The 13,934-nt window shown below is 56.2% G+C and carries 12 protein-coding genes and 3 tRNA genes; 8 read left to right on the plus strand and 7 right to left on the minus strand.

Annotation, left to right across the window (positions count from 1 at the left end):
- Nucleotides 1–33: 33 nt before the first annotated feature.
- Nucleotides 34–837: a TlpA disulfide reductase family protein gene (locus YERSI8AC_RS00555; protein ID WP_159175904.1), complete on the minus strand. Its 804-nt coding sequence runs from the start codon at nucleotides 835–837 to the stop codon at nucleotides 34–36.
- 116 nt (nucleotides 838–953) lie between these two features.
- Here YERSI8AC_RS00555 and YERSI8AC_RS00560 point away from each other — a divergent pair, with 116 nt between their 5' ends.
- The 3 genes from YERSI8AC_RS00560 (at nucleotide 954) to YERSI8AC_RS00570 (ending at nucleotide 3,659) form a co-directional block, all read left to right on the plus strand.
- Nucleotides 954–1,199: a hypothetical protein gene (locus YERSI8AC_RS00560; RefSeq protein WP_138800114.1), complete on the plus strand. Its 246-nt coding sequence runs from the start codon at nucleotides 954–956 to the stop codon at nucleotides 1,197–1,199.
- Between the two features lie 119 nt (nucleotides 1,200–1,318).
- On the plus strand, nucleotides 1,319–2,527 hold the full coding sequence (locus YERSI8AC_RS00565; RefSeq protein WP_138800115.1) for an ABC transporter substrate-binding protein: 1,209 nt from the start codon (nucleotides 1,319–1,321) through the stop codon (nucleotides 2,525–2,527).
- A gap of 151 nt (nucleotides 2,528–2,678) precedes the next feature.
- On the plus strand, nucleotides 2,679–3,659 hold the full coding sequence (locus YERSI8AC_RS00570) for a Fic family protein (RefSeq protein ID WP_138800116.1): 981 nt from the start codon (nucleotides 2,679–2,681) through the stop codon (nucleotides 3,657–3,659).
- A gap of 144 nt (nucleotides 3,660–3,803) precedes the next feature.
- Here the strand turns inward: YERSI8AC_RS00570 and YERSI8AC_RS00575 are convergent, their stop codons facing one another.
- The 6 genes from YERSI8AC_RS00575 to typA form a co-directional block, all read right to left on the minus strand.
- Nucleotides 3,804–5,129: a branched-chain amino acid ABC transporter permease gene (locus YERSI8AC_RS00575; RefSeq protein WP_027958789.1), complete on the minus strand. Its 1,326-nt coding sequence runs from the start codon at nucleotides 5,127–5,129 to the stop codon at nucleotides 3,804–3,806.
- The gene (locus YERSI8AC_RS00580; RefSeq protein WP_022520880.1) at nucleotides 5,129–6,133 is read right to left on the minus strand and encodes a branched-chain amino acid ABC transporter permease; all 1,005 of its coding nucleotides are present in this window, start codon (nucleotides 6,131–6,133) and stop codon (nucleotides 5,129–5,131) included. Before YERSI8AC_RS00580 ends, YERSI8AC_RS00575 begins: the two co-directional genes overlap by 1 nt.
- A gap of 16 nt (nucleotides 6,134–6,149) precedes the next feature.
- Nucleotides 6,150–6,869, minus strand: coding sequence for an ABC transporter ATP-binding protein (locus YERSI8AC_RS00585; RefSeq protein ID WP_022520879.1), 720 nt, complete (start codon nucleotides 6,867–6,869; stop codon nucleotides 6,150–6,152).
- 75 nt (nucleotides 6,870–6,944) lie between these two features.
- Complete coding sequence (locus YERSI8AC_RS00590; protein ID WP_022520878.1) at nucleotides 6,945–7,715, minus strand: ABC transporter ATP-binding protein; 771 nt, start codon at nucleotides 7,713–7,715, stop codon at nucleotides 6,945–6,947.
- Between the two features lie 50 nt (nucleotides 7,716–7,765).
- Nucleotides 7,766–9,211 carry a sodium-dependent transporter gene (locus YERSI8AC_RS00595; protein ID WP_039860221.1) on the minus strand — a complete coding sequence of 482 codons (1,446 nt, stop codon included), beginning with the start codon at nucleotides 9,209–9,211 and terminating at the stop codon, nucleotides 7,766–7,768.
- A 260-nt stretch (nucleotides 9,212–9,471) separates the two neighbouring features.
- Entirely contained in the window at nucleotides 9,472–11,322 is a 1,851-nt protein-coding gene (gene typA / locus YERSI8AC_RS00600; protein ID WP_053856923.1) for a translational GTPase TypA, read from the minus strand.
- A gap of 230 nt (nucleotides 11,323–11,552) precedes the next feature.
- Here typA and YERSI8AC_RS00605 point away from each other — a divergent pair, with 230 nt between their 5' ends.
- The 5 genes from YERSI8AC_RS00605 (at nucleotide 11,553) to YERSI8AC_RS00625 (ending at nucleotide 13,855) form a co-directional block, all read left to right on the plus strand.
- A complete protein-coding gene (locus YERSI8AC_RS00605) occupies nucleotides 11,553–12,548 on the plus strand; it encodes a biotin--[acetyl-CoA-carboxylase] ligase (protein WP_009288153.1) in 996 nt (331 codons plus the stop codon).
- Nucleotides 12,545–13,384, plus strand: coding sequence for a type III pantothenate kinase (locus YERSI8AC_RS00610; RefSeq protein WP_022520875.1), 840 nt, complete (start codon nucleotides 12,545–12,547; stop codon nucleotides 13,382–13,384). Before YERSI8AC_RS00605 ends, YERSI8AC_RS00610 begins: the two co-directional genes overlap by 4 nt.
- Before the next feature lie 119 nt (nucleotides 13,385–13,503).
- A tRNA-Tyr gene (locus tag YERSI8AC_RS00615) sits at nucleotides 13,504–13,587 on the plus strand.
- A 106-nt stretch (nucleotides 13,588–13,693) separates the two neighbouring features.
- Nucleotides 13,694–13,767 (plus strand) — tRNA-Gly (locus tag YERSI8AC_RS00620).
- 13 nt (nucleotides 13,768–13,780) lie between these two features.
- Nucleotides 13,781–13,855 (plus strand) — tRNA-Thr (locus tag YERSI8AC_RS00625).
- Nucleotides 13,856–13,934: the final 79 nt, after the last annotated feature.

Below are 13,934 nucleotides of genomic sequence, written 5' to 3' on the forward strand. Positions count from 1 at the left end.
GCAAAGCAGCGGGGGGATTAAGGTGTATCGGCATCAATCTTGTAACCAGCGATCCAGCTGGGCGCGAGTAAGCTCGCCAACGTGGATATCCAGGGTGTTCCCCTGGCCGTCGAACAGCGCTGTGGTGGGCAATCCCGGTGCTTGAAAAAGCGCCATCAGCTGCTGGCTGGGGTCACGCAGGGCGTAGCGAAATTCAAGCTGCTGCTCATCCAGGTAGCGCACCATGGGCAGTAGGTCTTCGCCTTGGTTAGCAACCACCACGCTGACACCATCGCGTTTTGCGGCCTCCTCGAGCAGCGGCATTTCACGCAGGCAGGGAGGGCACCAGGTCGCCCACAGGTTGACGATAATCAGGTCAGCGTTGTCGGTCAGTGAGGGCAGATGCACGTCATTGCCTTCCACATCCTCAAGGGTGATCTCCGGTAGGGCGTCAACCGCAAAGTCATTGCCCAGGGGCGCCAGGGTGACCAGCACCAGCCATAGGCTAGAAGCGGCGATCAGCATGGCCATTGCTCCGCCCATGGCCAGTAACCGAGCCCGCAGCGTCCAGGCCGTCCATACCAAGCCAGCCGTCATCCCCCACAGGCCATGGTAGCCGGGTTGCCAGACTTTGAGCGCTTCAAGTGGGGCGACGCTATAGCTATCCAGGTTGAGCAGGATATGGCCCACTCGAGCGCCCACTAACCAAACAATAATAAGCCCGGTAAACCAGCGCTGCTGAGCCGGGCGAGGCAGCCCTAGCAAGAAGCGCGCGCAGAGCAGTAGCAGCAGCGCGCAGCCAACGGCGTACAGGCGTGGTAGCGAAATCAGTAGCGGGCCGAGAGCAATGGCGTTCATGGATTTCCCGTTCAGGTTTTCAACGTAGGTTTTTAATTCGGGTTCCCAGTTAAGCATGCTGCGAAGCAGGTACACTAGGAGACCATATCATTTGAGCTGAAAATTACGGAGACGTTATGCCCTCACCCGCTTTCGATAAGCTGCGCGCGCTAGCGATCGGATCCCAGGCGATTGGCCTAATACTGATTATTACCCTGGAAACTGTGATGGGAAACGCCGCACGCCCTTGGCAGGGTGTGGTGCTGGCCGCCATGCTGGTCACCGCGTTAACGATTGCGCTGGTGCGGCTTTACCGACGCAAACGCCTTCAAAAGCAGCTCGCTGAACGCAGGCGATATCTTGAAGAAGGCGACGAGCGTTAGAAAGCGTTGCTTGTGTTTTTGCCGTTCCAGTTCCAGATTAATAGCAGCCTTAACGATTGTCCGCTGAGGCACACTAAAAAATTGCACAACTTTTTACGACACTGGGAGCGACAAATAATATGATCAATAAGCGCGCATTAGCCACCGCTGTGGCGGCCTCAACCCTGGCAATGACCGGGTTCGCACAGGCAGAGGTCAAAGTTGGCTTCTTGGGCGGTTTTACCGGGGGAATCGAAAGTTTAACGCCACCCATTTTTGAAGGTGCTCAGCTAGCTGTAGAGCAGATCAATGAGCAGGGCGGCATTCTAGATGGCCAAACGTTGGTGATGCCGTCTGGCGATACCACCTGTTCCGATGCATCGGCTGCCTCTAACGCCGCCGACCGCATGGTGAACTCTGAAAATGTCACCGCGATTGTCGGTGCGCTGTGTACTGGTGCGACCATTGCTGCGGCTAATAACGCCGCCATTCCCGGTGGTGTGTTGATGGTGTCGCCCGCTTCTACTGCCCCTGCGGTATCTGAGCTGGACGATAATGATCTCGTCTTCCGTACCGTGCCGTCGGATGCTTTCCAGGGCGAGATTCTTGCCAAGCTGTTGCTTGAAAAAGGTATCGACGCAGTGGCGGTCACTTATGTCAACAATGATTATGGTCAGGGGCTTTCTGACGCCTTTAGCGCTGCTTTTGAAGCCGGCGGAGGTGAGATTACTGAGAACCTTGCCCACGAAGATAACCGCGCGGATTATCGCTCTGAGCTAGGCTCACTGTCAGTCAGTGGCGTGGATACTCTCGTCGTGCTGGCCTACGCCGACACCTCGGGTCAGACCGTGCTGCGCCAAGCCTATGAAAGCGGTATGTTTACCCAGTACGTAGGTGCTGACGGCATGGTCGGCGATAGCCTTATTGAAGCCATCGGTGCAGACGTGCTGGATGGTATGATCGCCACGCGCCCCGGCAGCCCTGACCTGCCCGGCACCGAAATCTTTATCGAAGCCGCCGAAGCTGCTGACTTCGATCCAAGCGCAGTATTTGCCGCCCAGGCCTACGATGCCGCTTTCCTGATCGCATTGGCGATTGAGCAGAACGGCAGCGCGGAGCGTGAAGGCCTTTCCGAAGCGCTGCGTAGTGTTTCCAGCGCCCCCGGCGAGGTCATTCTGCCCGGCGAGTGGGAAAAAGCGGTTGAGCTGATTGCCGCAGGCACCGACATCAACTACGAAGGCGCCTCTGGTTCGCATGAGTTCGATGACAACGGCGACGTGCCTGGCGTGGTGGTCGAGATGGCTGTGGAAGACGGCACCTTTACCAGCAAAGGTCAGGTTGATCTTTAATTCTCAGCATTAGTGTTAAAAATGCCGGGCTTATTAAGTCGGGCATTTTTTATTTGGCATGGCCCACCTTGTTGTCCTTAATCTTCCCTGCAATTCCACGTGTGATAGGATCAGAATTAAATTCTGAATGTGTGGGGGGATGATTAAACCCATGAGTTATAAACCCCCGTTTACCATCACCGCCGATATTCTCAATCTGGTCGCAGAGATCAGCGAGCAAGTGGGCAGACTGAACGCTAATGCACTGGATGCTTCGCCTCAGTTGCGCAAGCAAAACCGCATTAAAACCATTACCGGAACGTTGGCGATTGAAGGCAATACCCTGACTGAAGAGCAGGTCACCGCGATTGTAGACGGCCAGCGCGTGATGGGGAGTGTGCGCGAGTTGGCTGAGGTCAAAGGGGCGATTCAGGCTTACGATGCCTTACCCAAGCTGCAACCTGATAGCATCAATGACTTACTCACCGCCCATGGCTTGATGATGTCGGATATTCTGGTAAATGCTGGCGAGTTTCGGCATAAAGCGGTGGGCATCCACAAAGGGAATGTAGTACATCATGTTGCGCCACCTGCTCATCAGGTATCGGGGCTAATGGCGGATTTAACCCATTGGCTAAAACAGGCTAAAGACCATCCTTTAATTACCAGCAGTGTATTTCATTACGAGTTTGAATTTATCCATCCTTTTAACGATGGCAATGGTCGCATGGGACGCTTGTGGCAAACGCTGATTTTGTCGCAATGGCATCCGCTGTTTTTATCGTTGCCGCTGGAAAGCGTTATCAAAGACAACCAGCAGCGCTATTACCAAGCGCTCGAACAAGCAGATCAGCAAGCCGAGAGCACGCCCTTTATTCATTTTATGTTATCGGTCATCGCTCAGACACTAGTACAAAACGCCCCTGTAAATGTCCCTGTAAACGCCCCTGTAAATGTCTCTGGACTAAAAACACCTGAAGCGATCATGGCGTTAATTCAGCACAACCCGGCGATTACTCGCCAGCAAATAGCCGACACCACAGGGAAAGACATACGTACTATTGGCCGTGCGATGGCCAAGTTACAGCAAGCGGGCAGGTTGAAAAGAGTAGGGTCAGATAAGTCGGGCCATTGGGAGATTATCAGTGAGTGAGCCCCACCCCACGCTTTTCGTTATACGAGTATTGATTGTTACCAAAACTTGTCGTACTGAAGGCGCTTGGTGACCTGTTGCTGCCCGAAAGCGCGCCAGATCTGGCGCGCCGGGCTTAGCTCATCGGTCATATCAATTGTCCCATCAACTGTGACTTTTGATTTTCTCGGGTAGTAGCCCTTTGGGCGCGAAGCGCAGCACCATGGTGATCAATAAGCCAATCACCAGCACCCGTGCCTGCAGGGCGCGGCTATCCATATTGCCTGGTGCATCCCAGCCGAAAGCGCCTTCGCCAAAGGCCACCGCTAACTGCATTAAGAACAGCGCCAGGGGCTCGGACATAATCCAGATAATGTACACCGCCACAGCGCCAAAAATGGTGCCCAGGTTATTGCCTGGCCCACCAAGAATCACCATCACCAGTACCAGGAAGGTATGGTTAAGCGGCAGGTAGCCTTGAGGGTCGAAGAGGCTATTGAAGGTGCCCAGTATGCCGCCGCCCAAGCCCATCAGAATGCAGCCCAGCACGAAGATTTCCAGACGCCGTTTGTTGATATCCTTACCCATTGCCGCAGCGGAGACTTCATTATCGCGAATCGCCCGGATCATACGGCCCCAAGGGGCGTTGTAGGCGCGATTGAGCAGAAAGAAGATCACCGCAATGATCACCGCCGTAAATGAAAGGTAGATAGCCCGGGAGAGCGTAAACCCCAGTTCGGCAGGTCCCGGTGTGGGCCATGGAAGTGGGGAAACCGTAGCGGTACCGCGGGTCAGCCAGTCGGAGTTCTTTAGAAACGCCTTGATGATCTCGGCTATGCCGAGGGTGGCTATCGCCAGATAATCGCTGCGCAAGCCCAAACAGATATGGCCAATAAAGTAGCCGACGCCACCCGCCAGCGCGCCACCGACAATCCAGCCGATCCAGGGCGGTAAGCCCAGCCCACCGACGAAGCCTGCCTGGCTTTCAATCGCATCAGTGACTTCGCGCAGCTGGCTAATCACCACGAGGTAAAGCACCACACCCAGCACCACCGCGATAAACGTACGCAGGGGCTTGGGTACGCCCAGTCGATCCAGCTTGCTGGCGCCAACAATTAATACAATAGCGGCTGCGCCATAAAGCAGCACGCGGCCAAATTCGCCGGGTAGCGCCGTGCCCCAGAAGGCATCGTTGACCGGCACGCTGAAAAACATCGCACAGAAGCCGCCCAGGGCGACAAAGCCCATTACCCCGGCGTTGAACTGGCCGGCATAGCCCCACTGGATGGTTAATCCCAGCGCGAGGATGGCGTAGCAGGCAGCTTCTACCAGCATGCGCGTGCTGTAGGCGGCGCCCATGATGGCGTAGACCGCCAAGACCGCTACGAGCAGCACACCAAACAGAATCAGCTCGCGCAGCGGGAAGCGACGGGCAGACGTGGCGTCTTGGGGAGTGTAGGCAGGGTTGCGCGTTTTTTCTGAGTTGCTCATTAGATCACCTTGCCCTTAAAGAGTCCGGTGGGACGCCACACCAAAATGGCTACCAGAATGAAAAACGGCACCACAATTTTGTACTCGGTACCCACAAAGGCCAGATTCGACGGTAGCTCAAGCCAGGCGGGCAGGCTGTCGCGGAAGGGACGTAGTAGCACGTTCCAGTTAAACACCGCCAGGGTTTCGGCAAAGCCGACCACAAAGCCACCGGCAATGGCGCCGTAAGGGTGACCAACGCCCCCCACAATAGCGGCGGCGAAAATAGGCAGCAGCAGAAAGAAGCTCAAATCGGGTTTGAAGGTAACGTCTAAGGAGAGCAGCGTTCCAGCAATAGCCGCCAGCGCTCCGGCAATCATCCAGGTCACCGCCACGATGGTATTGGTATTAATACCTGATGCTTGGGCGAGTTCAGGGTTATCCGACATGGCGCGCATTGCCTTGCCTAACCGCGAACGGTTAAGGAAAAGGTGTAGTGCGACGACCGCAACGATAGTGATCACGAACAGATAAATCTGCGGTTCGGTAACCACAATCGGTGCACGGGCACCCTCGAAGGGCAGCGCAAGGCGGAAGATCTCTTTACGGTCGTCGACATATAAACTCTGCCCGCCGGTGCCGGAAAAGAGGCGGATCAAGCCCTGTAGAATCAACGTGACCCCCAGCGAGCCAATCACCAGCACAATCGGTTTGACCCCATGGGCACGTAGCGGTTTATAGAAGGTTTTATCGATTCCCACGGCCAAAGCGGCGGTGAGCAGCATCGCCAGAGGCAGCATTAGCACGGCGGTGGGTACACCTAGGCTGGCGCCCGCTGCTGGGAACAGCGTGGTAAGCAGAAGCACCATAAAGGCGCCGAAGGTCATCATGTCGGCGTGGGCGAAGTGGGCAAAGCGCATAATGCTGAAAATCAGCGTTACCCCAATGGCCCCAATGGCATAAATAGAGCCGCTGACGCTGCCCGAAATCACCACATTATTGATGAAAAAAACCAGTTCGTTCACGTCTATCTCCCTGGGGCTAGCCGCCCAAAAAGCTTTTGGCGACATCGGGGTCGGCGAGCAGTGCCGCCCCAGTGTCGGTAAAGCGGTTTTGGCCAGCAGCCAGCACAAAGCCCTTATCGGCTATCGCGAGTGCCTGTTTGGCGTTCTGTTCCACCATCAAAATACCCACGCCAGCGGCGTTGATCTGTTTGACGCGGTCGAAAATCTCATTCATATACAGCGGCGACAGCCCTGCGGTGGGTTCGTCCAGCAACAGTAGGCTCGGCTCGGCCATCAGAGCGCGGCCCATGGCGACCATTTGGCGCTGTCCACCGGAAAGCTCACCGGCAGGCTGGCGGCGCTTTTCGTACAGCGGTGGGAAAAACTCATAGATCTGAGCGAGCATGCGCTTGACGTTTTGCGGCTTTAAAAAGGCGCCCATCTCCAGGTTTTCCTGCACCGAAAGGCTGGGGAAAACGTTCTTCTCCTGGGGCACGAAGCCCATGCCGCGCTGCACCAGCTGGTTAGGCGGCAGGTTTTGGATGGGCTGGCCGTTAAGCAGTATCTCGCCCTGATTAACATGCAGCAGGCCAAAGACCGCTTTCAGCATGGTGGATTTACCCGCCCCGTTAGGGCCGACGATAACACCGACCTCATCGGCTTCCAGCGTCATGTTTACCCCGTTAAGGATATTCATACCGCCATAGCCGCCGTGCACATCCCGTGCGTCGATTAATGGCCTGGTTGTTGATGACATAAGCAAAGTATTCCAGCAAGGTCGCTTGGCAGCGACATCATTATATTAATTGGCTAATGGGAGAAAACGTCACGTTTAAGCGGCATCTGTACCGAAGTAGGCCTCGATGACCTCAGGATTATTCTGGATGTCGTTGATATGCCCCTCCACCATCACACTGCCCTGAGCCAGCACGATAACCGGGTCGCAAAGGCGGGCAATCATCTCCATATCGTGCTCAATGACCAGAAAGGTGTAACCCATTTCGCGGTTGAGCCGCTCAATATTGCCGATCAAATCACCCAGCAGGGTGCGGTTTACCCCGGCGGCGATCTCATCAAGTAGCACTACCTTGGCGTTGGTCATCATGGTGCGGCCAAGCTCCAGCAGCTTCTTTTGCCCTCCGGACAAATTACCCGCCAGCTCGTTGCGCACATGGTGCAGGCCAACAAAGTCGATGACTTCCAGGGCGCGGCGGCGCACCTCCGCCTCTTCTCGCTGCACTTTGCCGGGCTTTAGCCAGGCACTGAAAAGGTCTTCACCGGCTTGCTTGGGCGGTACCATCATGAGGTTTTCCAGCGCGCTCATCTGGCTGAACTCGTGGGCGATCTGAAAGGTGCGCAATAAGCCGCGATGAAAGCGCTGGTCGGCGCTGAGCGAGGTAATGTCTTCTCCATCAAGCAGCACATGGCCGCTGTCAGGCGTCAGGGCGCCAGCAATGAGATTAAACAGGGTTGATTTACCTGCGCCGTTGGGGCCAATCATCCCGGTAATGGAGCCCTTCTCCACTTGAATGGAGCAGTCATTAATCACCTGTAGGCCGCCGAACGCTTTGTTGACTCGCTGTACTTCAATAAGAGGGGTCATGGTGTCTCCACGCGATACAGGCGGCTAATTAAGCCGCCTGCACACTGTTATTAAGTTATTTGTCGTGGTTTTTTCAGCCACCGCTGGCTGGCTGCAAAGGCACCAATAATGAGCAGCGCGCCGAGGGTGGGGATAAGATAGCCATCCACCTGAGGAATGGTGCGTAAAAACACAAAGGCTACGGCGGCGGGGGCCACAAAGCGCACCAGAAACCGCCAGAATTTAAACCAAGTGACGCTGCTGCCCAGTTCCTTCATCACTTCGCTCTGGGTTAGCGCCCAACCGGCGAATAGGGCTATCAGCAGGCCGCCCACCGGCATAAATATATTGGTGAGTAGCTCGATAAACTCAAACGCACTGCGCCCAAACAGGCTATGGAAAATCGTCCCCTCGGCCCACATATTGAAGCTAACCACCGTCAACAGACCCATTGCCCAGGCGGCAATCACCATAATGGTAACGGCCTGTGGGCGGGTCATGTCGAAACGCTCCACCAGGAACGCCGCGACGGGCTCGATCAACGAAATAGAGGAACTGATAGCTGCGCCGAGAACCAGAATAAAGAACACCCCGCCCACCAAAGCGCCAAACGGCATTTCGGCAAACGCCAGCGGAAGGGTAACAAACATTAGCCCAGGGCCTTGCCCGGTTTCCAGACCGGCGCCAAACACCAGAGCAAAAATGGCCAGGCCCGCCACCATCGCCACGGCGGTATCGACGATGGCAACAGCAAAGGCGGTGCGGGTTAGTGAGACCTCGCTGGGCATGTAGGCGCCGTAAGCCATAATTGCCCCCATCCCCAGGCTAAGGGTGAAGAATGATTGGCCCATGGCCTGCAGCCAGCCTTCAAGGCTGAGGTCGGCGATATTAAAGGTAAACAGGAAGCTGGCAGCGGCACCTATATCGCCATTCACTACGCCGTAGGCCAGCACTACCAACAGAATTACAAACAGCGCGGGCATCATAATGCGCAGGCCTGATTCGATGCCTTTATGAATCCCCATGCCGACAATCAGCGCGGACGCGGCAATGAAAAGGGTGTGATAGAGCGTCATTAGGCCAGGGGCGGCCAGTAGTGCGTCAAAGCCAGTGCTAATGGTCTGAGCGTCGGCACCGACCAGTGAGCCGGTCAGCATCAGCCAAGTGTAGTGAATCGCCCAGCCGGCAATCACCGAATAGAAGCTTAAAATCAAAAACGCCGAGGCAGCGCCCAGCCAGCCGATCGTTTCCCAGGCCCGAGAGGTGCCATGGGTTTTGGTCAGGTGCCGCATACCCATAATCGGGCTCTGGCGGCTGGTGCGACCCAGCATGATCTCGGCAATCAGAATCGGTATGCCAACGGCGAAGATCGTCAGTGCGTAAACCAATATAAAGGCACCGCCACCGTTTTCACCGGTGAGGTAGGGGAAGCGCCATAGATTGCCCAAACCGACGGCGGAACCAACGGCGGCGAGAAGAAAAGTGCCTTTATGCGTCCAGACGTTATGACCGCTCATGGGTAAGAGTGTCCGTGTTTGGGCGTCAGGATGGGGGTAAGTATCCAAACACCTGTATGAATGTAGCGATGTCAGCGTGCCTTGGACGCGCTGAACTTAGCGTCACTGTGCGATAGAACGCGGCACCTTTCCAGCGTATTAGCGTTTAGGCTGCGTTTAGGGAAGTATCTTGGCAGCTATTGAGCGGTCATGAAGTGTGGCAACGAGGCATAAAAAAACCCGCTTTCGCGGGTTTTTGGGTACTGACTGCTTGGAACGGATTACTTCTTGCTGTAACGCTTACGCTCGGTTTCTTTCAGCAGCTTTTTGCGCAGGCGGATGTGCGCCGGCGTGACTTCGACGAGCTCGTCAGAGTCGAGGAACTCGATGGCCTGCTCCAGGGAGAACTTAACCGGCGGGGTTAAGACGATGTTTTCATCGTTACCGGTGGAGCGCATGTTGTCGAGCTTCTTGCCTTTGGTGGGGTTAACCACCATGTCGTTAGCGCGGTTGTTGATACCGATCAGCATGCCTTCGTAAACTTCCGTGGCGTGATCGATAATCAGCTTGCCGCGCTCTTGCAGCGCATACAGCGCATAGGCAAGGGCTTTACCGTCGACCATCGAAACCAACACGCCGTTGCGACGCTCGATAGAGGCTTCAGGCTTCAGCGGGCCGTAGTGATCAAAGCGGCTGGTCAGGATGCCGGTGCCCGAAGTCAGGGTCAGAAACTGGCCACGGAAACCGATCAAGCCGCGGGCAGGAATGATGAAGTCCAGGCGAACCCGTCCTTTACCGTCCGGCAGCATGTTGGTCATCTCACCTTTACGGTAGCCCAGCTCTTCCATGATCGAGCCTTGGTGCTGCTCTTCACAGTCGATGATGACCTCTTCGTAGGGCTCCTGCTTCTCACCGTCGATCTCTTTGATGATGACTTCAGGGCGGCCTACGGCCAGCTCAAAGCCTTCACGGCGCATGGTTTCGATCAGCACCGAGAGGTGCAGCTCGCCACGGCCAGAAACCTTGAACTTCTCAGGGGTTTCGCCCTGCTCAACGCGCAGGGCCACGTTGTGAATCAGCTCTTGATCAAGGCGATCCTTGATGTTGCGGCTGGTCACAAACTTACCGTCTTTACCGGCGAACGGTGAATCGTTGACCTGGAAGGTCATTGAAACGGTCGGTTCGTCGACGGACAGTGGCGGCAGCGCTTCGACCTTGGCCGGATCGCATAGCGTATCCGAAATCGACAGATCGTCGATGCCGGTAACACAGACGATGTCGCCCGCGGTGGCTTCGTTGGTCTGCACGCGCTCAAGGCCCATATGGGTCATGACCTGACCGATTTTGCCCTTACGCACATTGCCGTCAACGCCGATGATCGACACCTGCTGGTTCGGTTTCACCGCGCCACGCTTGATGCGACCCAGGCCGATAACGCCTACATAGCTGTTGTAATCCAGCGCAGAGATCTGCATCTGGAAGGGGCCGTCAAGCTCAACCTTCGGCGGCTCGACGATATCGACGATGGCCTGGAACATGGGATCCATGTTGTCCGCCAGCTCTTCAGGATCCATACCGGCAATGCCGTTTAGGGCAGAGCAGTAGATGATTGGGAAATCGAGCTGTTCGTCAGACGCACCGAGGTTGTCGAACAGGTCAAAAATCTGGTCGATAACCCAGTCAGGGCGTGCTCCGGGACGGTCAATTTTGTTGACCACCACGATCGGCTTCAGGCCTTGGGCGAATGCTTTCTGGGTCACAAAGCGGGTTTGCGGCATCGGGCCATCAACGGCGTCTACTAGCAGTAGCACCGAATCGACCATTGACATGACGCGCTCAACCTCGCCGCCGAAATCGGCGTGCCCAGGCGTATCCACGATGTTGATGTGGTAGCCGTTACCTTGGCTGTCTTGCCATTGAATGGCCGTGTTCTTGGCCAAAATGGTAATGCCACGCTCTTTTTCCTGATCGTTTGAGTCCATGATGCGCTCTTGACCTTCTGCTTTACGGTCAAGGGTGCCGGACTGGCTCAGGAGCTTGTCGACCAGTGTGGTTTTACCATGGTCAACGTGGGCTATGATCGCGACGTTGCGCAGGTTATTAACCGCGCTGGAGTTTTGCTGGTTTTGCATGCTGAGAGAGAACTCTTGTGAACACCCGTTCGTCCACGGGTCGGAAAATGCGGGTCGCAAGGGCTGGCAATTTGCCGACCATCTTGGCTCAGGGCTTGCGTCCAATAGCCATTCTACCATGTCGAAGGCTTCGCTGATATTACTGCCTCTCATATCAACCTTGGTCTAGGAATGTTTTCGCCATGAACCTCCATCCGCTAGACTAGCGCTTTTCCCACTGGGGCAGGAGCATGACCATCGGCAACCTGATGCGTTTGTTAAGCGATGGCGAGGTTCACTCTGGCGAGCAGCTGGGTGAAGCGCTGGGTATTTCTCGTGCGGCGGTGTGGAAACAGTTAAAAAAACTGGAAGCACTAGGGGTGGAGGTAGTGGCGGTGAAAGGCCGTGGCTACCAGCTCTCGCAGCGCCTGGAGCCCTTGGAGGGCGCTAAAATCGTGGAGCGGCTGCCCGCACAGGCGCGCCACCACCTTGCGCGCCTGTTTGTTGAGGACCAGTTACCCTCCAGCAATGAGTATCTGCGCCAACGCTTTGAGCAGGGCGCCGGGCATGGCGAAGTGTGCCTGGTTGAGCTGCAAACGGCGGGACGTGGGCGCCGTGGTCGTGTCTGGTCGACGCCCTGGGGTCAGAGCTTAATGCTATCGCTGGGCTGGCGCTTTGAGTCGGGTATTGCGGTGCTGGAGGGCTTGAGCTTGGCGGTAGGCGTTGTCGTTGCCCAAGTGCTTGAGCAGCATGGTGTGGCGCCGAAGCTTAAGTGGCCTAACGATATCCTGCTCTCCGAGCAGGGTGATGGCCCAGGCGACGAGTTAGGCAAGCTGGCCGGTATTCTTATCGAAGTGACCGGGGATGCCGCAGGCCCCTGCGAAGTCGTCATTGGTATGGGCATGAATCTTTGGCTGCCCGCTGCCCAGCGGGCAGCGATCGACCAACCTGTTGCGGCGCTTTTCGAGCGACTGCCGGATATCTCGCGTAATCAGTTGGCCTCAGACGTAGTGTCGGGCCTGCTGGCGATGCTGGCTAACTTTGAACAACATGGCTTTGCCGCCTGGCGGGATGCGTGGAATCAGCGTCACGCCTATGCGGGGCTGCCGATTAGAGTGATTCAAGGACAGCAGACCAGCGATGCGATCGCCGGAGAAGTGGATGAGAGTGGTAACCTCTGGGTTGCCGAAAATGGTCACTCGCGACGCCTAGCCGGCGGTGAGATCAGCGTGCGCAGGCGTTTATGATTCTGGATCTGGATATCGGCAACACGCTGTCTAAATGGCGGCTCAAGGATGCCGAGAGTAGCGAGATACGTTCCCGCGGGGCTGTATGGACCCGGGAAGAGTGGCGCCCGGGGGCCGATATTCCCGATCTCGACGTGGTCGAGGCGGTACGTATATCAAGCGTCGCCAGGGCGGCCGTGCTGGAAGAAACCGTCGCCTTGTTGCGCCGCCGGGTGCGTCATGTGCACGTGGCGCACTCAACCCATGAGGCGTTGGGCGTGATTAATGGCTACGAAGAGCCGGGGCGTTTAGGCGTCGATCGTTGGATGGGGGCGCTGGCGGGCTATCAGCTAGCAGGTGGTTGCTGTGCGGTGGATTGTGGCAGCGCGATTACTATCGACTTTGTGCTGCCAGGGGGCCAGCACCTGGGCGGCTTTATTATCCCCGGTCTTCGCCTGATGAAAGAGAGCCTGAAGCTTGGTACTCGCAATGTGGCCATCGACCCTGAAAGTGAGGCCGATGAGTTGCTGGAGCCAGGACGACGCACCGTTGATGCGGTTAATCACGGTATTTATATGGCCGCCGTCAGTGCCATTAACCGCATTTATAGCGAAGTGTGCGATCAAGAGGGTGTGGCGCTGCCAATGCTGTTGACGGGGGGCGATGCGCGTGTTGTCTCACGGGGAGTGCAGGTGCCTCATGCGGTGTGGCCGGATATGGTTTATGGCGGCTTAGAGGCGTGCTTTCCGATGACTTTCGCCGAGCGTGCGGGCAAAATGTCGGGTGCGCCGCGGGTGCCTGAGCCGGTAGCGCTAGAAAAGATTCGCGCGGCACTTGCATTCTCCATGCTGCTTTGACAGAATGCAGCGCGTTCCAAGGCAGGCAGAAGATGCGCTGGCATCGCAAGCTGCGATAAATTAAGTAAATATCTAGCTTGACACTGTTTTGGAGGCTGGCATAATGTGCCGCCACAGTTGGAGAGGTTCCCGAGTGGCCAAAGGGAGCAGACTGTAAATCTGCCGCGAAAGCTTCGAAGGTTCGAATCCTTCCCTCTCCACCAAGTTTATCAGGCGCTGAACTGTTCAGTGTTTGGGAATGAAAAGCCGGTAAGCGGGCGTTAGCTACTGTTTCTCGTGCAGCGGATTGTCATTCTATAGGCAAGTTCGGCGGGCGTAGTTCAATGGTAGAACCTCAGCCTTCCAAGCTGATGGTGCGGGTTCGATTCCCGCCGCCCGCTCCAGTTGATGTGTTTAGCTCATGTAGCTCAGGGGTAGAGCACACCCTTGGTAAGGGTGAGGTCGACGGTTCAATTCCGTCCATGAGCTCCATATTGCAGATCAAGCGAGCGAAGCTCGCTTTTTTTGTCTCTGTGTTTGGGTGGGTTTTTGTGACGCTTGAGCATAAAGA

This window comes from Halomonas sp. 113 (genome assembly GCF_904067645.1).
Classification (GTDB): domain Bacteria; phylum Pseudomonadota; class Gammaproteobacteria; order Pseudomonadales; family Halomonadaceae; genus Vreelandella; species Vreelandella titanicae.